Annotated in this window: 13 protein-coding genes and 1 pseudogene; 12 read left to right on the top strand and 2 right to left on the bottom strand. The window is 36.6% G+C overall.

Annotation, left to right across the window (positions count from 1 at the left end):
- Nucleotides 1-245: 245 nt before the first annotated feature.
- From NSS66_RS23900 to NSS66_RS23915, 4 genes are read left to right on the top strand one after another with little or no spacing between them, the layout of a single operon-like run.
- Nucleotides 246-896: a hypothetical protein gene (locus tag NSS66_RS23900; RefSeq protein WP_076265030.1), complete on the top strand. Its 651-nt coding sequence runs from the start codon at nucleotides 246-248 to the stop codon at nucleotides 894-896.
- A complete protein-coding gene (locus NSS66_RS23905; protein ID WP_081391180.1) occupies nucleotides 893-2,884 on the top strand; it encodes a DDE-type integrase/transposase/recombinase in 1,992 nt (663 codons plus the stop codon). Before NSS66_RS23900 ends, NSS66_RS23905 begins: the two co-directional genes overlap by 4 nt.
- Before the next feature lie 15 nt (nucleotides 2,885-2,899).
- Nucleotides 2,900-3,877 carry an ATP-binding protein gene (locus NSS66_RS23910; protein WP_076265031.1) on the top strand — a complete coding sequence of 326 codons (978 nt, stop codon included), beginning with the start codon at nucleotides 2,900-2,902 and terminating at the stop codon, nucleotides 3,875-3,877.
- A 15-nt stretch (nucleotides 3,878-3,892) separates the two neighbouring features.
- Nucleotides 3,893-5,446 carry a hypothetical protein gene (locus tag NSS66_RS23915; protein ID WP_076265032.1) on the top strand — a complete coding sequence of 518 codons (1,554 nt, stop codon included), beginning with the start codon at nucleotides 3,893-3,895 and terminating at the stop codon, nucleotides 5,444-5,446.
- A gap of 500 nt (nucleotides 5,447-5,946) precedes the next feature.
- On the opposite strand, the gene NSS66_RS23920 is transcribed toward NSS66_RS23915, so the two are convergent.
- Entirely contained in the window at nucleotides 5,947-7,047 is a 1,101-nt protein-coding gene (locus tag NSS66_RS23920; RefSeq protein ID WP_256703658.1) for a DGQHR domain-containing protein, read from the bottom strand.
- 31 nt (nucleotides 7,048-7,078) lie between these two features.
- Here NSS66_RS23920 and NSS66_RS23925 point away from each other — a divergent pair, with 31 nt between their 5' ends.
- From NSS66_RS23925 to NSS66_RS23960, 8 genes and pseudogenes are all read left to right on the top strand, one after another.
- Nucleotides 7,079-7,414 (top strand): helix-turn-helix domain-containing protein, encoded by a 336-nt coding sequence (locus NSS66_RS23925; protein ID WP_076265034.1) that lies wholly within the window; start codon nucleotides 7,079-7,081, stop codon nucleotides 7,412-7,414.
- Nucleotides 7,415-8,629: 1,215 nt separating this feature from the next.
- On the top strand, nucleotides 8,630-9,895 hold the full coding sequence (locus tag NSS66_RS23930; protein ID WP_076265036.1) for a hypothetical protein: 1,266 nt from the start codon (nucleotides 8,630-8,632) through the stop codon (nucleotides 9,893-9,895).
- Nucleotides 9,896-9,913: 18 nt separating this feature from the next.
- Complete coding sequence (locus NSS66_RS23935; protein WP_340959938.1) at nucleotides 9,914-11,899, top strand: McrB family protein; 1,986 nt, start codon at nucleotides 9,914-9,916, stop codon at nucleotides 11,897-11,899.
- Nucleotides 11,889-13,715: a nuclease domain-containing protein gene (locus NSS66_RS23940; RefSeq protein ID WP_076265038.1), complete on the top strand. Its 1,827-nt coding sequence runs from the start codon at nucleotides 11,889-11,891 to the stop codon at nucleotides 13,713-13,715. Before NSS66_RS23935 ends, NSS66_RS23940 begins: the two co-directional genes overlap by 11 nt.
- A gap of 594 nt (nucleotides 13,716-14,309) precedes the next feature.
- Entirely contained in the window at nucleotides 14,310-14,675 is a 366-nt protein-coding gene (locus NSS66_RS23945) for a BlaI/MecI/CopY family transcriptional regulator (RefSeq protein WP_076265039.1), read from the top strand.
- Nucleotides 14,676-14,726: 51 nt separating this feature from the next.
- Nucleotides 14,727-16,124, top strand: a complete 1,398-nt coding sequence (locus NSS66_RS23950; protein ID WP_256703662.1) for a M56 family metallopeptidase — start codon at nucleotides 14,727-14,729, stop codon at nucleotides 16,122-16,124.
- Between the two features lie 280 nt (nucleotides 16,125-16,404).
- Nucleotides 16,405-17,160, top strand: coding sequence for a tellurite resistance TerB C-terminal domain-containing protein (locus tag NSS66_RS23955; RefSeq protein WP_076265040.1), 756 nt, complete (start codon nucleotides 16,405-16,407; stop codon nucleotides 17,158-17,160).
- 5 nt (nucleotides 17,161-17,165) lie between these two features.
- A pseudogene (locus NSS66_RS23960) lies at nucleotides 17,166-17,417 on the top strand (BREX system ATP-binding domain-containing protein); the annotation flags it as partial.
- Nucleotides 17,418-18,167: 750 nt separating this feature from the next.
- Here NSS66_RS23960 and NSS66_RS23965 read toward each other — a convergent pair.
- Nucleotides 18,168-18,989 carry a MerR family transcriptional regulator gene (locus NSS66_RS23965; RefSeq protein WP_076265042.1) on the bottom strand — a complete coding sequence of 274 codons (822 nt, stop codon included), beginning with the start codon at nucleotides 18,987-18,989 and terminating at the stop codon, nucleotides 18,168-18,170.
- Nucleotides 18,990-19,658: the final 669 nt, after the last annotated feature.

Raw genomic sequence — 19,658 nt, forward strand, 5'->3', positions numbered from 1 at the left:
ATCCTCATGTGTGGAAGATTTACAACAAATTATTCGGTGTTCAGTGACAACAAGTTTATCCCTTAAGAGGAGTTTGTAATATTAAAGCGGCGGTTATAGCTAGAGTTACTTTGGGGAATGACATAAGATATTTTCGTTTTAATCGACATTATAGGATTTATTTCAATATATCTTAGAAAAAGGAATACTGAAATATTTGACGAATTATTTCACTGATACAATTTCTTCCATAACGAGGTGAATGTATGTACACACCTATCAAGTTAAATAAGCTTGGGGTAAATAGATGGTTTGCTTTTAGTAAAAAGCTTAACCGAGAAGTCACGTTTTATGGAGAGCTAGAATATAATCACTGGGTATTAGTTGAAATGGATCCGGAGGTAACAAATTATTGCGAAAAACCATTTGAAATCAACCACTCATATTTTGATAAACCTGACAAGGCTATGATTGATATGTGGGTAAAAAGGAAACATTCTGAGGAATTTGTTAATATCACACATACTAATAAAATCGAACCGCATAATGGAAATTTCAGTACCAGCGTTATTGAGAAAATTAATGCTGTAAAGCTGTGGGCACAGTTTAATAAACACAAACACATTATTGTAACGGAGAAAGAGATATATTCAAACCGAATCCTGTTAGAAAATAAAAAACGTCTGCTTCCCTATAATTTTGATATCTCTTCAATAAATATGGAGTTAAAAAATAGAATAATTAACCAGGTTCAAGAAGGCATAAACAATATAAAGGATCTTGAGACGCAATTATCAGAAATCTCCAATATATATGAATTTCAAAAGACTCTGTATGTATTGATCATCCAGCAATTAGTTTCAAGTAACATTGATCAAAAGCCTCTTGGTCCTGAAACGGAGGTGTATTTACGTTGAGTAGAAAACGTCTATTACAATTGTTCCAAATGCACGAGAAATATCTTGATTTATCAAATTGGCCGATAGTAAATAAGTTATTATTGAATCAAGATGATCTTAAATTATATGAAAGACGTGAACTTGCAGTTAGTTTATACATGAAACAAAAGTTAACCAACAAAGAAATTTTTGAAGCTGCGGGTATTAATGAAAAAGAGATTACTCGTCTGATAAAAAGATGCTTGATGTGGGATAAGGATACAAACATCATTTGGGGATTTCGGGCTCTCATACCACAAAAAAGAATTTCTAATTATCAAAGAAAAGCCCAAACATCTGTGGATTTGAATACTGTGCAAGATCACGCAAAAAAGTTACCCGGAGCTTTCTCAAAACTGATGGAGGATTATCCTGCAATAAAAGAAAAGATTAGCAAAGCACACTTGCGAAAAATCGGTTCTTGTAAAGAACCGCAATTTGTAAGAGGGAAAGATATTCATAGTTACTTTATAGAACTATGTAAAAAAGAAGGATTAGGGGAAAGAGATTATCCACTTAATACATCAGATCGTGGAAAGAGATCTTTATACAGATATTTTAAAACAAATGAATTCAATCATTTTGCTTCAGCTGCAAGTCTGTATGGTTCAGAAGCATCACGAAATGCAAAGAGAATAAATTCAAATAATTATGAGTTCACAACTCCCTTGCTAGTTCGGCCATACCAAAGAGTTCAATTTGATGGACATCGAATCGATGCTTTTTTTACAATTACTTATAAAACTCCTGAAGGAGATTGGGTAACTGACACAATAGAGCGTATATGGTTACTGGTTATTATTGATGTAGCCACTCGAGTTATAATTGGCTATCATCTAAGCTTTAATAAAGAATATACACAATATGATGTCCTTAAGTGTATTAAAAATGCAATTGTGCCCTATTCAAAAAGGGTATTATTCATAGATGGCTTAGTTTATCACGAATTAGGTGGATTCCCATCTGAAGTAATACCGCAAGCAGAATGGGCGTTATGGGATGAAATAAGTTGCGACAATGCTAAGGCTAATTTATCTCTGATGGTTCGTGATCGGTTATATCATGTGGTTGATTGCAGGATAAATCCTGGCCCTGCTGGAGTACCAGAATTCAGAGGAATCATTGAACGGTTTTTTCGTACGTTTGAAAACCGGGGGTTTCATAATTTGATAAGTACAACCGGAAGTCATCCAAATGATCCAATTAGAAAAGAACCAGAGAGCGCAGCCAAACGGTATGAAATCTCCTTAGAAGATTTAGAAGAGCTCACAGATGTTCTTATCTCAGATTATAATGGTACGCCTCATGGAGGTATAAACAATTTTTCACCTCTTGAACTAATGAAACAAAGAATAGAATTAAGAAATATGAGCCCTCGTACACTAGAACCTTTTAAAAGGAAGGATATACTTTTCTTTTCCTTACAACAGAAAAGAAAAATACGAGGTAATGTGAAGAATGGAAAGCGTCCATTTATTCATTATGAAGGAGTAGACTATCGAAGTGCTGTTCTTTCTAATAGTCCTTTTTTAATAGGAATAGAATTAACATTGGTTATAAATACTGAAGATTTAAGAGTTATTCGAGCATTTCTGCCAGACGGCAGTGAGTTTGGGTACCTAACGGCATCTGGAAAGTGGGGAGTAAATCCCCATTCGTTAGTTGAGCGTAAGGCAATAAACAAATTGCGTGATGATGGGAAAATATCTTTTACTCAGTATCAAAATCCAGTTGTTATCTATCACGAATTTATAAAGAAAAAAAGTCTTAAGAGCAAACGTTATCGGAATCGTCATGCAGAAGTTTTACGGAAAACTAAAGAAGAAGAGAGACGGCAGCTTGAAATTCAAGAAAGTGAGCATGTAACAGAGCGAAATGTATGTGAAAATGATCAATTTTCAACTCAGCCTTCGTCATTAAAACAAAATGAAATAAATTTAAAACTCTTAAAAACTTTCAACTACTAAATTGGAGGTGGTTATATGAGTACTATTGAACGTCCTCACGTTCTTTTAGGGAGTCACCCGGTTGAAAGAACAACATATCTTATTGGTACTAAGGAAGTTGCAAAAATGTATGAAGAAATTAAGCAGTGGATAGAAAATCGTTCACCTGGTGGACTGGCTTATGGGCGGCCCAGACTAGGAAAATCGAGAGCTATTCGCTACTTATCCCAAGCACTCCCGTATGATTTTGGAGAAAATTTACCGATATATCATATGTTATGTGACTTGGGGAATAAGACAATGAACGAGAATAAATACTTAGAAGAACTATTAATAGGCGTAGGCCATGCAATTCCTTATTCAGGTAAAACTATCATGAAAAGAGAGCGACTAATTAAGTTTTTAAAGGAGAAGGCTGAGACATCTGGAACTCATCGAATTATTTTCTTTATTGACGACGCTCAAAGTCTTGTGGAATTACAATATGAGATTCTTATGGATATTTATAATAAGTTGGAAGCGGATGGAATTAGTTTAACTGTAATTCTGGTTGGACAAGAGGAGCTGATTTATCAACGAACGGCTTTTTTAAGTGCAAAAAAAGCTCAGATTGTCGGGCGATTTATGGTGCATGAATATAAATTTTCGGGAATTAAAAAAATGGATGATATAGAAACCTGCTTAGATGGTTACGACGTAGAATCGGAATATCCTGTTGGAAGTGGTTGGTCGTACACAAGATATTATTTTCCTGACTCCTTTGAAGATAATTTTAGACTTAAAAATTATGCAAAAGATATTTATGATACTTTCAATGAAATAAGAACCGAAAATGGTTTACATGGTGAGTTTGAGATTCCAATGCAATACTTTACCTTGTCTGTTGAATATGTTTTAAAAAAATTTGGTATGGATGGGAAAGCTGTAGATTATCTAACCAAGGTACACTGGCAAGAAGCTATCCAAAAATCAGGTTATATCGAAAACGAAATATATATGGATGTCTTATCTTAATCAGGTGAGGTAAAAATGGCAACTATTTTTCACTTAGAAGAAAAAAAAGTTGATAAAACTATGTATGCTAAGATTTGTTGGAGGTCAAATTGGATTTCTCCCTTTGAATCTCCATGGGGGTTATTTGAAAAATTCAAACACGCTAATGAGGCAGATATGAAGGACATTCTTCAGCTCTTTGGAAATGAAAGGGTTAGGGCTTTGAAAAATCCTTCAAGTAATTTAATTAGAGATCTTATTAATCTAAATGCTTTTGATCCTAGTAAACTTTTAGAGGGCTTACAATATGACCTTATCTCAACAAATGAAAGGAATGTGAAGAACATTGTAGGAGTAATGCCGAATTGGCTTTTTGACGGTCCAAAGAAATTCGAAAGCCCAATTTTTTTTCGGAGAGAACTTGCTTATTGTGAACAATGTTTTAAAAAGGGTTATCATAGTTTATTTCACCAATTTGTCCTTTTAAGCGACTGCCCATTTCATCTAACACCTTTGAAATACGAGTGTCCATCTTGTAGCTCTAAGATTCCCTATCTGTTGCTGCGCAATGAATTTAGAGCCCCCTTTATCTGCAGATGTGGATACAATTTCCTATCATATAATGATTATTCCTTGATTGACTGGAAGCCTACTTCTATAGATGAGTTACGCTCGGAAGTAGTGAGAAAATGGATAAATCTAAATGATTCTCAGGTTGAACGATTGGCGAGTCTTTTTATTGATCCTAATTTTGATTGGGCTTCAATGCCTAACGCACTTGAAAAAGTGTACGATTTAATTAAGAAGGAAGATGAATGTAAATCTTTAACTGATGAATTTGATAAACATAATCATTACGTAGTATCTAGCTCCTCATATATTAAAAATATAAGAGGAATAAAAGAGAAATATGAAGATCAAATTTATACTAAAAAGTACTATCCAAAAATTAATAGTGATTATATATGGAAAATGAAATATCTGGAATTCATTAAAGAACTGAATCAGTCATTTGAATTAACAATTAACGGGTTAGCAAAGCATATTAGGAAAGAATTAACGAATCATAAAACTTGTATTAAACATTTTTTGAGAAGCTTAGAAGAAAAAAATAATGAGCCTATTTGTCCCTATGCTTATGCATACTTAAACTGGCGACATTCTTTACAGAATTATTTTTTTCTTGGAGGAGTAGATAATTGTAGAACTCCTGACCGAAGTGAAGGATCCTATTTACGCTTACCTCCTTACTTTTCGTATCAACTTTTAGAGCTATATCGCTACTTTAGAAGAGAAACTGAAGATATAACACTTGAAAGTCGGGCATCTCTAAAATGGGGACTTAATCGGATTATTATTCACTTTGCCTATCATTATTTTTTGAATTGGTTGGAAAAATCAGCAGATTTCGCTAATAGACGTGTTGAAGTTGGTACTATTCCATTCGAGCAGAACGATGTTCCATTTTACATCGCTAAATTCCCCCAGGCAGATAACGAGAGTTATGAATTCCACTGGTGGAAAGAAAAAAAAAAGAAAAGGAATTGCATCTTCTGTGTCCATATAATTCTGTTAAGAAAAGACGAATAAAACAAAAAATCTACCAGAGGAATCGAATAGATTAGAAATAATAAATCACTTTCCGATATTGGATGTGACTTATCTAGAGATCAAAGAACAGACAAACGAAATATGCGGAATTTTGTAAATGAGAATACAAAGGTACTAATGTGTCTATATTTACTAAGAGAAGTAAGGATCACAAAATTTTGTATACTTGATAAGATAGAAATTAGAAGCAATCATCTTAGAAAATCCCTTTAAGAATTCAGAGAACTATTATTTTTTTAATTGAAATGTTCAGTTGAAATAATGAATACGTTTTTTTGAATGGCTCATTGTATTCTATTAGGACATAAAGAATGAGCGAGATAATTGTTGTTTCTAATGATCGGACCGAAATGAAGTTTGGTAGAAACTCAATTAATGGTGAAGTCTGGTCACACGTCAATATTTTTGAAATCATTCAGAAAAATTATTTAAACCAAAAGAGCACTGCAGTTTCTTTCAATTCTGCAGGCTCTTTTTAATTATTTAGCCATGATGTCTGCGAGTTCAGACGCTAAAGACTTAGATCCAGACAATCCCTTAAGATAACGAAGATGTCCAGTTGAAGACCAATCTATATCCTTCAGCTTTTGTACAGCGCGGGTTAGTGACGTGTAGTCAATTTTCTTTTTTTCAAGTGAAAAAAACTTGTCAAGTACAATCCCAGCAGCTATAGACAAGGCATCTAGACAAACTATATGAGTTATACGATGACCGCCATAATCCAACCATTCATAAGAGAACGTGTCTTTTAATGTATTGTAATAATGTAGTGCAATATTGAGTTTTTCCTCTTTTGATAATATTGCTACATCATCCTTCTTAAACAAGAAATGAAGGGTGCGATAGAGATTTTGCAAGGTAATGTGGCGGCCTTTGACTCGTTTCCCGATAATACTGCCAATGTTATAAAACGGGCTTTCTTTACGAACAAGTAATTCGGTGGCAACCCAGCTTAGTTCATCAGAGTCACGCCTTAAGTATTTACTGAGGGAAGGGCCGATCCCTTTGGCTTTAGTGTTAATGGTATCAAACAAATGAATCTCCTCATCTTCATCCAGGGAATGAAACGCTAAGAAAGGAACCATGATATCTGCGTTTGTTTCTTGGATATACCTCTGAATACCGCCAAGCCGATGCTGTCCATCCATAAGAGAAGCCTTCCCTTTACAGAATAGGCGGCCATAATTAGGCCGTAGTTTGTCATAAGCGCTAAACTCCCAGTTAGAACAAGCATTTAACAACACAGGGGTGAATAAAGCATCATCGCCTTTGGATAAGTACAAAGCAAAATCATGACAACGTTTAGGATCTACTGGGCGTTGGTATCCTTTTCCTGACTTATCGTCATATGGTTTAACAAAAGTAAGGTTTAACGCTATAGTGGCCGGCACGTTACTTTGATAAATAACCTTGCCACGCATTTTGCTTTGGATCACGTTTTCAATAACAACTTGTTGCGGTATTCTTTGGTCCATAATATTGTCACTCCATGATGTTTTTTGAATAAAATAAATATAGAACTTATAAGTTCTTTTTACAATGGTATTTATAGTATAAAGATCTGTTTTGATTTCACTCATCTATTTACGCTTAATGTAGGTGGTGGTATGAGTGACTGATTTAGCTGAACTTATTGGGGTTCGTATTAGGCAAATAAGAAAATTGCGCGGCTTAACCCAAGAACAACTTGGCGAGCGTGCTCAGTTACAAAGTACATATATAGGAGGAGTAGAGCGAGGGGAGCGGAATATTTCAATTGAAACACTTGAAAAGCTGATTAAAGCTTTAGAAATGAGCCCTTCTGAGTTTTTTTATTTCGGCGACAATCCTATTGAAAAAAATACAGATAAAAATAAATTAATATACATTTTAATTTCGAAACTAATGAAACAAGAAAATAAGAATATTCGTAAGATGATTAATATTTATAAAGAGATCTTTGAATAGCAATTCAGTCTAAACCGCCAATGTGGCTATGGCAATCACTCTTGGATGATAATGAGAGCTGTTCCTGTCTGTAATAAAGAATAATGAGTTAGTGACGTCCTGTGACCATTCTGCAGAGAAAGCACCCAGTATAAAGTTTAGAAAGCTCTTGAAACACAGCACATATTGGAGGACAAAAACAAAACCTTTGGAGGGTCTAGTTCTTGTCCTTTATTCAAATGAAATTGTCCCCTATTGTTTAAATAATGATCAGCTTCTATTAACAAACTTTTCTAAATTTGATACTGTCGCTTCTTATCAAAGTGAATAAGCGTGGATGAGCCACTAAACCGAGTGGCATACCGAAGGGGATTTTTTGTAACAATTAAGCTTTGGGTTCGAAGGATGTTCTTGTAACCTAACAACAATCCTCATGTCAGATTGGCTGACAATAACCCTTACATAATCTTATATACATTCATTGTCAGAAGATCATCAAATAATATGGTGTCTAATTTCCCAGTGTTAATAAATGCTGCAAAAAAAATTTTCTTTTGAGGAAACGAAAACATCCGCATTTATCGCTGACCAGCTGCATTCGTTTGGCATTAAGCTGAGAACAAATATGGGCGGAAAAGGTATGCTCTATAAATCAACTGACCCCCGGTGTGATGCATATAATGACCATAGGGCTGCGTTTTTAGCAGTGGCCCGCGTGTTAAGTCACAACGTGGTACGTTGAAAGGCAAGCTTGTGTTTATTTTTCAAATTATTATCGAATGACACAAAATCACATAGATATCTTTAACACCAAAAGCCCCAGATGAAGGGCTCTTATTTTTTTGTAGGTAAATTTGTGTCACGCAAAATGAACAAATGTAACGATCGGCGAAAAGAGGAATGGTTTTGGAGTTAAAGGTCGCAAAAGTCACGGTCTGTTTGTTTTATGGGATAAAGTTCTTGATAAATATGAATGACAAAAAGAAATTTATTCCGTTCCCTACTAAAATCAATTTTATATGAAATTACAAAATACTTTAAAAAAGAAAACTGGAAAACCAAATTCAAATAAAATTACAAATCCTTCGGTCCAGTACTGCAAATCAATGCAAAAATTCAAAGAAGTCTCTACATTATGAACTACCGTTTAAGACTCGTCACTATACTCATAATTCATAATTCGTTGAGGTAGGTACTATGGCATGGTATAATTTGTATAGATTGGGAGGTTGGATAATGCACGAGAGCGAATGGTTACCTTGGTTACTAACAAAGGCAGATATGCTGCGAATATGTAATGATTTTAACTTATCTATCGATGGATTTCGAAAAAGTAGTCTATCAACACGTTCAGATGAACTGCTCCGAAATTTAATTACCGCTGCAATGAAAAAAGGGATAGGGGCTAAACGATCGGGAAGAGGGAAAATTTTGATTCATTTTTTTTATATTCAAATTTCCGAAAGAATTTTGAAAGAGTATCCCAAATACAAAGATTTGTCCTTCGAAGATTTGATTAGTGAGCTTGAGATGGACTATAATCTTCGCCCTTATGAAAAATTGTCCCTGATTTACGAATTACACAAGGAAAAATATACCGAACACGTTGAAAAGTTCAGTACGAATGCAAAAGAAAAAAATGAATTCTTGTATGGAATTTCAACTTTTACCGATGAAGATATTGTGGAAAGGACAATTCTTCAGTTCCAAAATGAAACCAATTATCCCACACTAGAAGAATATATTGAATTTTTTAAAAGTTGTAGAGAGCAAGACCGTTGGGAAAAAGTAATGAGTTCCCTCCAAGAAAAAAAGAGCGTACGAGTTAAATTTACATGGGCAATGGGACTAATAGAACTTGAGCGTTTGATGGCTTTTGTAAGCTTATTATCGAAACATAAACATTTAGAGCCCATAGTTTATCTCCTGTACACGAAAGAAAAAGAAAAGAGAAGCCAGGAGATTCATGTTCGAACGATGCAAGAAGTTGCTACGGCAAGTGAAACGACACAGCAGCTGACAACGAAACTAGATGATATGAGGAAAAATAATGAGCGTTTAACACAAGAACTAAATAGGATGAAGAATGAAGTAAGTCAACTGAATGAAGAGGTCGTGAATTATGAAAACATAGTCAAAGAAAAAGAAGATAAATTGAGAGAAAAGATAGACATGAGTGACAAGATTGAAAACTTGAATAGCCTCTTTTTTGAATTAATCCCCAAGTCCAGAGATGCAATCATAGTGACGGATCGAGCGGATGCAAGACTGAAAGAGCTATTTTCCAATAGCCTTTACCCTAAACGATTTTTATTAAGAGAGAAAGAGAATGGAACTATCGTTAATTTAAAATCGAAAGTTTGGTTTATTGATCGTTCTACTTTCTCTAATACACGTGAATGGGTAGAGATTAAAAACTATTTCAACCAAAATGGCTTTCAGTATGACGAATACAGCGACTATGTACAACTTCTAAAACAATATATTAGCGTTTATAACTAAGGTATGAGGAGAATGACGATGATCACAAGTAACATTGAAATCAATGAGAAAGTAAAACGAGAAATCAGTAATTGCTACATATTAGGAAGGCTGGCTGACGAGTCGGATCCGGATCGAATACCACCTTTAGGTAAGGAGCGCCGAGCTATTACGCGGGTTCAAAATGATGATAAGGATACAATTGTTTTTTATGTACAAGCAATTTCAGATGAACCCAAAATTATCAAAAATATACTAAATAAAGACCATAAAGAGTGTTACGTCTCTTTTGATGATCGCAATTCTCGGTATCTACAGAGCATCAAATACTATGAGCAATCTGATAAGATTCAATTTCTCAGAGACCATTTAGAAAATAAACTAATTTTATTCCGACCTAAATTGTCGGTACGTCATGATAACATCATTCATCCCTATCATTACAATTTCGATATTGTTCTTGTTAGCGATGATAAAGTGGATTCAAATTACTATGTTAGTGTTCCTTCAATAAAAAACGGTGTTCCAGCGGCTCGATTTGAAAAGTCCCTATTTGAAAGATCACCAATTCAATTGCCAGATTACCCAAACTATATGGATATTCCTGAATTTATTTTATGTGATGGATACTTGTACTTTATCCCTTATCAAGATATTTTAGAAACCGGATCGAATATAAATCTTTATTACGGAAAAAAGCCGGAGCAAATTAAAAAGTTAGCTTTAAACGATATTCCGGATTATTGGGATAATGTTAAAAGCGCTTATCGCGAGTTAGGTTTTACAACCGATGTTTATGCAAGCAAATTGCGTGATTTGTTTCATACAAAAGGAAAGCCAGTCATGCTCCAGGAAAATATATCTGTAAAAAAAGGGGGTAAAGCAAAGGAAATAGAAGAAAAGAACCAAACCTTATCCGAAGTGGAATTCATTTCGAGGCTTAAATATTTTGCAGATGAAGAAGGTTTAACCTATCAAGAAGAAGAGGCTCTTATTAATTTCCATGCGGCTTTAAAAACGGAGAATATAGCCGTGCTTGGTGGAATGAGCGGAACTGGTAAAACACAGTTGGCTCTTTTATATGCAAAAGCGTTGGGGGTTAAGAAAGATGAGAACTTGCTGATGGTGCCCATTTCGCCATCATATACAGAACCTTCTGACATATTGGGTTATCTCAATCACCAGATGGGATTGTTTATGGAAAGTGAAACAGGACTTGTTTCATTTTTGGAAGAAGCAAGTGAGAGAGAAAATGAGCTATTTATGGTGTTATTCGATGAAATGAATCTAGGACAAGTAGAGCATTATTTTTCACCTTTCATTTCGCTGCTTGAATTGCCAAAAGATCAACGAAAACTAAAGTTATTCAGTAAAGATGCCGTATGCCATAATCGTAAACTCAAAGAGGGTATCCCCATCCGCGACAACGTATTATTTGTGGGCACAGCAAATTTTGATGAAACCACCAAAGACTTCTCAAACCGGATGCTCGATCGAATGAATGTTATATTCTTAGAAAAGGTCACATTCGGCGAAGCTTTGGTTGACAAGGAAACTAAAAATGAGATTTTTGATAAAGAGACAGTGGTAGACAGAAAAATATATAGAGAAGAGTGGACAAGGAAGGAGACCAAACTAGAAGAAAGTGAGATTTCTTTGTTGGATCGGCTTCATTCTTTAATGAGTGAATATGACTCGCAAATCGGAGTGTCATTTCGCATTGCTAAAGGCATTGGGAAATATCTATCTAACATTCCATTAGATAAAGACGGAAATCTCTTTGTAACTCGAAAAACAGGATTTGATTATCAAATTAAACAACGAATCCTTACAAAAATACGTGGGCATCGAGAACAAATTCAAGATTTAGTAGGGACTTTTGATCTTGAGAACAACAAATATCAACCAGGGCTCATTGCCCGACTATTGCTAGAGGAAATCTCTGGAGAAGATGAATTTAAAACATCATTAAATTTTATTAAACAAAAAGCTAAAGAATTGTCGAGGAATGGATATGCTCTATGATGCAGATGTATTGCCGTTTGAAGTTGAATTTTTCTCAAAACCCAACTCCCGCAACGAACAAATAGTGAAACAGTATTGGGGGAAAAATCAAGTAACCCCCAAGTCCATTCAGGTATTAATTCAAGTGAAGGAAGATATCCCTTTGGGTGTACGATTGTATGCTAAAGATGGCTTCGATGTTGATCTTAATGCTAAGATAGTGCTTCAGAGTGCTTCTTATGATGATGATGGGAAAATGATCGAATTAATCGTCCCGTTAACAAATAGAGATAACACAAGTCTCTTGTTTCAACATCAAAAGGGGGAGTCATTTCCTTGGAGACTAGGCGTCTATTTATTTGATGTTCATTATAATGACCAGGTTTTTTCATCTGCATTTTTTGTGTCCCCTATTCATCTATCTACAGAGCAGGTGCAACATATGCACTTGCTCTTAGAACAAGAAATCGAAGGTATATGTTATGACCTCATTTATACATCGAAGTCGATTGGTAGCGATTATGATTTCCTTAAAACTAAATCATATTACGATTATGTCTTACGAATTATGAATGATAAAGAGAAAATTGTTTCTGCTCTTTATCACATTGAACGTAATCTAAAAACGCAAGTTATAACCGCATATGTAAAACAACCCTTTCAGCGAAAAACAGATCAGAAAGGCTTGCGTTGGACTACAATTCATGGAAATTCCCTTGAGTTGAACAAGATCAAGATATTGGATTATGACCTTCCAGAAAATAAGTGGATAAAACATGTTTTAATTTCCTGGAAGTCTGAAATGATTCGGGTAGGAAAAATGATTAAAGAGGATTGCAAGTATTATCTGGATCATATATGGCTTAAAGAAGACGAAAAAAAAGTGAATGAGGCTAAAAAAAACTTGATTTGGCATGAACGTGAGGTTTCAAAAGAATCACGAGATTCAATAAAGTCTATCGCGTTCCGTATTGAGGATGAAATAAAAAAGGCTGACCGCGAATTGAGTGTGTTAGTTCGTTGGGATAAATTTATACAGGATATGGTTGGAAGATTTTCATATGTACTTGCTTCTACCAATTTGAAAGATGTGGAGAGAGGGCTGCGGAAACCTTACCTTAAAGACAGAAATTATTGTTTAATAAGTGATACGTACGAAGACTGTAGAAAAGTAATACATGGAGAAACTAGACCTAATCATATTGTTCAAATTCTAAAACCAACATGGAAAATATATGAGCAATTTTCCTTTTTCCAAGTTGTAAATATAATAAAAAGCCTTGGCTTCGAATTAAAATATCAGCACAAAATGGATGCGTTATTGGATTTACATTCCGGATTCCTTTTAGAATTCGAAAATGAGAATTTTTTAATTCACATATGGTACGATAAGTTAATCTATTTGCGTGAAGATGCGAAAAATGTTGGGGATTTGTTCTTTTCTACAAAGTTGATTCAACCAGATATTCGCTTAGACCTTTATCAAAAAGGTGATCGGCCGCTGTTCTTGTCTTCTATTGCTCTCGATGCAAAGCATAGAAAATATAATTCACTGTATAACGAAAACTTTACAACTAATGTATTTACGCAACTATCTAAGTACAACTCTATTTATTATCAGGGGCTGACCACATCTTTGAACCGAAGAAGATCCGTGGTTAGTAGTGTGATTTGTCTGTACTCGAGAGACAAGGATGCACCTGTTTTACAAGAAGAATTACCATTGGTATTTATACAACTCTTTCCGGAAATTAATGAAGATATGATTACAGGAAGTAAGGAACTTGCAAAAGAGCTAGCTGATTGGATATCTCAAAATGAGACCTCATTCATATAGAGTGGGGCATTTTTTTATTAAAATTGGTTTTTCCCGTCTTTTAGTGTATGATGCAAAACTGGATCATTAGTCGAGCGAAAGAGTCGACTTAAAAAAGCTTCTTTGTGTCTAGCAATTCCCCCCAAAGCAATCAAACCTATGGTGATGTTCACTTGCTTAACACGTTCTTTCCGATAAAGTTAAGCAGGTTGTAATGAGCTATCTAACACCTGACAACAAGAGTAGTTGAAAAGCTTGGAGATAAGAAGCCAATTTACGAGTCGGCGTTAGAAATACGATTTTATTTACGCAATTTATATACATAGCCAGATATCCTAGTGCTAATAATTCCGTGCTTGGAGGTATTTGAAACATTTATGTGAAGTATAAAGATCTCGAAGAACCTCAAGCGTGACCTTGGCGACGGAAAGTTTTCAGATTAGTATAAGGTATTGAAAATGTTTATTAGTGCACTTAGAAAGCACTATAGTGAGATCATATATAATTACCAGATCTCAAAGTTGTTATTTTTTTGACATTGATTTTTCCATAAGACAACTGTATTATAATGTGTATATACTACAGTTGTCTTATGAAAGGAGCGGTTGCGGATTTATGGACAAACTTAATTTGGTGGACTCTGAATTGAAAGTCATGTCTGTTCTCTGGCAGGAAGGCGATACAGCAGCCAAGCACATCGCCGCTGCCCTGTCCGACAAATACGGTTGGAATGTGAATACGACCTATACTTTGATCAAACGCTGTATCAAAAAAGGAGCAATTGAACGCTCTGAACCTAACTTTATGTGCCATGCGCTGGTGTCACAGGAGGAAGTGCAAAAAAAGGGAATGCTCGAACTGGTAAATAAAATTTTCAACGGATCTAGCAACAAGCTGTTTGCTTCGCTACTCGGAAAAAAAGAGCTTTCTGATGCGCAGATTGAGCGGTTAAAAAAAATGGTCGATGAACTGGATGAATGAGGTGCTCCAGATGAACTGGATTGCAACGGATATTTCAGCAGCGTAGTGATCGTGCGGATAATTGCCAGAAACAGACTGCCCCGTAAGGCGTTTATATGGTTGTGGGGAGTGATATGGCTGCGTTTATGTATTCCCTTTTCCCTACCATCGCCGTGGAATCTGTACTCTATGCTGAACACAGCTGCAGGCACATCAACTGCGACAAACGGAACGCTACATGCCACTGTATTATCTTCATGGGTAGGAGTGCTATCCGGTACATCGTCAGCCCAAGCGGTAAGAAAGGCAGATGTAATGCCTACTGTAATGCCTCAGTCTTTTTCAGCATTCCCTGTGTGGACGATCATCTGGCTTACAGGTGCGCTGGGTTGTGCAGTCTTCTTGGTTATCAACTACCTTTTCTTGTACCGCCAGTTTCGTTCTGCGCAGCTAGTCACCAATGAATTTGTGGAAGAATGGACAACTCAGCACCGTCTGAAGCGTCGTATTCAGATCAGACAAAGCCCATATGTTGTCTCTCCACTCACCTATGGGATATTTAAACCCGTTATATTGATGCCGATGACGACCAACTGGAATGATCATCAACGGTTAAAGTACATCTTAACGCATGAATATATGCATATTCGGCGGTTTGATAGTGCGGCCAAAATGCTGGTTCTGCTGCACTGGTATAATCCATTCGTCTGGCTGATGTGCGCACAGGTCAATCGAGATATTGAGATGCGCTGTGATGAAGCGGTTGTTCGACGTATCGGCCAGCAGCGGCGTTCAGATTACGCAAGCACATTGATTCATATGGAAGAAAGAAAGCTGGCACCGCCATCCGCGATCAATTATTTTAGCAAATTAGCGATTGAAGAAAGGGTTGAATCCATTATGAAAACAAAAAAAACAACTGCTCTCGGTATACTGTCTGCCTGCCTTCTGATTGGAAGCCTGACAACCGTGCTGGCGACAGCTCCTGCTGTTGCGTCTACATCTGCTGCTCCTGTTTCTACAACCAAGTCTGTCAAAGCATATCAAGCAGGTGAGACATGGAAGGTGAAGGGTGAATGGGAATTCACCGTTAATTCGATTCATGAAACTTCACTCCGTGCCAATGAGGCAGACGGTTACAAGCCAGCCAAACAGGTATTGATTGTTGATTACAGTTACAAAAACCTTCGCCCATCCAGTAGTGAGCCACTGGCCTTTACCAAAGCGAACTTTTACCTGAATGATGCTAAAGATGCCAATAATATGGCAGACGGTGCTCACTATACGTTAAAAGTGCCTGGTGAGGATCGTGCTCTTGATGTCAAACCCGGTAAAAGCGTAAATCATGCAACATGGGTGTACGCATTCTATGATCAAAAAGCAGGCGCGGTTCAGTTTAATGTCGCTGCGTATGATTCACATCTGAAGATTCATGAGACCCAGTTTATCCTTCCTGTACAGAAAAGATAGTCACAATATACGCCACACTTATAATGGGGAATATGGAGGTATTTTCAAGGAAGCCAGAGCTGCTGCCTGGCGAACTTCTTGATATTGAGCTATTAAGAAAATTTCAGGAATCGCCCCTTCAGGTCTCATTGAATATGCTCTTAACCTTAAGAAATTATGACATTAAGGAAGCAAATTCTACCTAGGAGAAGGGAAGGACGATCTTGAATACTATATTCCCCGTATTCTCGCCGTCGTAGATGCATATGTTACCAAAATATATGACATGAGTCTAATGGACATGCTTTCTCCGGGTGAGGAACACCTGACGCAAAGGTATCTTTTCCGCAGTGCAGTTTATAACAGTACATTATACGGCAACACCATTGCTGTCAGCCATTTGCCCGTTCATAATCATGGCCCACTGCGTGAATATGTTACGCAGATTATTAAATTTGCCGAGAATAAGCTTCGGGACTATAGGAGCTTTAAGGGGCGGTTAAAAGGAATTTCCTTGGAGCCTGAAGTTGAGACGCTAATTGATCGTTATTTATCAAAAGAGTTTACCCAGGAGTCCAATGCACCTGTCATTCAAATTGACACGAATAAACTGGCTCAACTTCAATTGGATACAGAGTATGTGCGCGAGATGTTAACGATTGAAGAAGTGGGATCTTCACTCGAGCCATCAGATAATACCCATAGGTCTGACGAATCCTCGCATGAATCGGCAGCTCGGCCAGAATATGCAGCTATAGAAGAAACACCTGGGTTAATTACATCCGCAGAGTGGGTATGGGATACGGAAGCCCTTGGAGAGGAGTGGTCGCTTCTAGCGGAAGTCTTAGAGGAAGTCCACTTAAAAGCTTTGGTAGCACTCATGAGCGATGCACCAGAAATAAAGCTAAGCCGCTTGGCAGATGAGTACGGAACAATGCCAACACTTCTTATCGATGATATTAACCAAGCCGCGATGGAGCACATTGGCGATCTGATTGTGTCTGAAGATGGCATCGTTGAAGACTATCTGGATTATGTGAAGAATTTGAAGAGGTGAGCGAAATGATTGAACAGAAAATTCCAAAGAGACTCACCACGGCGCTCGTGAACTCTCTGACAGCCGGTGTGGTCCCACGGGTAGGACTTGAGCATATCGCTGTTGGCCGTAGGGCAGAGGTCGAGGCTATTTTAAGAGATATGGAGAATATTGCAGATGGAGGAGCAGCCTTTAAGTTTATCACCGGACGATACGGAAACGGTAAGAGCTTTCTGCTTCAAACGCTCCGGAATTATGCAATGGATCGTGAATTGTTACATGGTGCCCGTCGTATTTCGTATAGCTGGAGCAATTACCCCTGACGCAGAACGGTAAGGTGGATCGCCGGGCGTTACCGCAGCCGGAGGGAAGCGTAAGCTTAGGCACAGAATATGTAGCTCCGCAAACTTTGATGTCGACCGTTAGGGCTCATATTTGTGGTTTTTTAAAAGACGTTTCAGGGGAACCTGGAGCGTCTTTTTTATTCCAAAAATCACCTGAGTATAGTTTGAAAAATTTATTAACAACCTTCATTTAGGAAGCAATTTATTTGGTGTTTGGGTAATGATCGTATTATAAAGTGGCTCGATTTGTTAGGTATACGCGTAAACTTGATAAGCCATATCATATTCTTCCTGTGTTATTTATTGGTTGGCAACAGAAAGATTCTCTTTAGACTTCTTGGTTACAGCAAATGAAATACCACGCATCATCGAATAATCTTGATTAAAGATTATTCGATGGGGAGCAATGACACACCAATGTTCAAATTTAACAAGTACTGTCCAAAGAGAGAATACCCGTAAAAGCTACTTAATGAGATAATTTAAAAACATTAATAGACGCTAATGCAATCATTACGAAAAAAGAGTATTGTCTATCTTGGATACTGTCCCCGCATGAATGAACTAAAAATACATTCTTCACCCATACAAAATGATATCACTTACAATTCAAATTCTAAACTTAATAAATCGAAGGGTAAACTGACTAATCTTCCCCAAATGTCTTATTAGAAAATCCACACACTATGCTAAAACCTCAACGGATATTCGGATTATATAATTGTTAGGATTTTTCTCTGCATGATAACTAAGCAGTTCCATTCCGTATACATCTCCGCATACTATCATTCCATGACTATCCATGTATTTTTTTATAATCGAATACGTATCTGACATCGTTTCGTATGGCCCTTTATGATCCATGACCACATATTGCCCTTTCGGTTTGATAAACAATCTTTCTCCCTGAATAGGAGCTTTCAACATATTGGCCACATAATCGGGATAGTAATCCCCTGATACAAAACGTTCCTTAGATAGAATGGCCCAGATAGGGAATTCTTGATTTATAAAGTGTTTCTCACAATACTCTCGATGTTCACTTAATTTGCTGGCAAACCCCTTGTCACCATCTTCAGGGTCTAACTGTGTAGCAATGAAATATTCCATTTCACTTTGCTCTAACGTCGGAGCATCTCGCAAAACATGCATGGCCTGCTCCGTCATGTCGATAGCACTTTTCAGAAAACTCTGCATCCGTTCTATTCTAAGGTGTTCAAGTTCCAGAGCACGTTGTTTCTGTTTTAGAAGTTTTACGAACATAGATGTGTTCTGATTCTGAATAAATTCCTTGATCTCTTGTAGTGAGCTTCCTGTCTTCTTAAGTACATTGATAATATCAAGCACGTAAGACTGATGAATAGAGTAATAACGGAACCCTTTGGAATTGGTGAACTCAGGTTTCAAAAGTCCAATTTCGTCATAATGAAAAAGGGTATGTTTAGTTACCCCACATGTTTTGGCCAGCTCGCTAGTAGTAAAGTATTGATGATTTTTTTTAGACACGGTTTCTTCCTCCATCTTGATCTTCAAAACTTTGTTTTCCATAGTACCCTAGGAATTCGAGTTTGACTGTAGGGTAACCCTATATATTAGAATGACAAGAGCACAAGTCAAATAATGCATATAGGTATAGAGGAACGAAAAAGATGCTAGCATTCAAACGCGGGATGATTCTATTGATCGTATAAAGTGCGCTTCTGCCATTGTTATGGATATGACTATCCTTTACACAGCTCTACAAGCTTGACACGTGATCTGGGTACATCTGCTTTAGAAAAACTATGGATTTTGAATGGTTATTCGCTCGTTATGGCAGGTCTATTCCCGCAGGTGGCTGACCAGGTCAGTGGAATTTACCCTTGGATATATTCAAGATGAGCAAGGTGCAGGCTAACGATGAGTGGTAGTAGTAAAATGTTAGGTTATTCTACATAAAATAAACCTATTCTTTTTTTAAAGAGTTTTGTGTTTTAATATTTGTTTGGCTAACTTAAATATGAAAATATATGATGGTACGTATTGATAATAGCAATAAATCAGGATGTTGTAGGTCTTAAAAATGAAATTTATGTGTCTTCATTTCAAAAAAACAAAATATAAATAGAAAAACAATTGAATAACTCTTAAATATATATTAGGATAACTAAAAATAACATTGATTTAGTTTCGCAT

This window comes from Paenibacillus sp. FSL R10-2748, from assembly GCF_038005565.1.
Taxonomy (GTDB): domain Bacteria; phylum Bacillota; class Bacilli; order Paenibacillales; family Paenibacillaceae; genus Paenibacillus; species Paenibacillus polymyxa_B.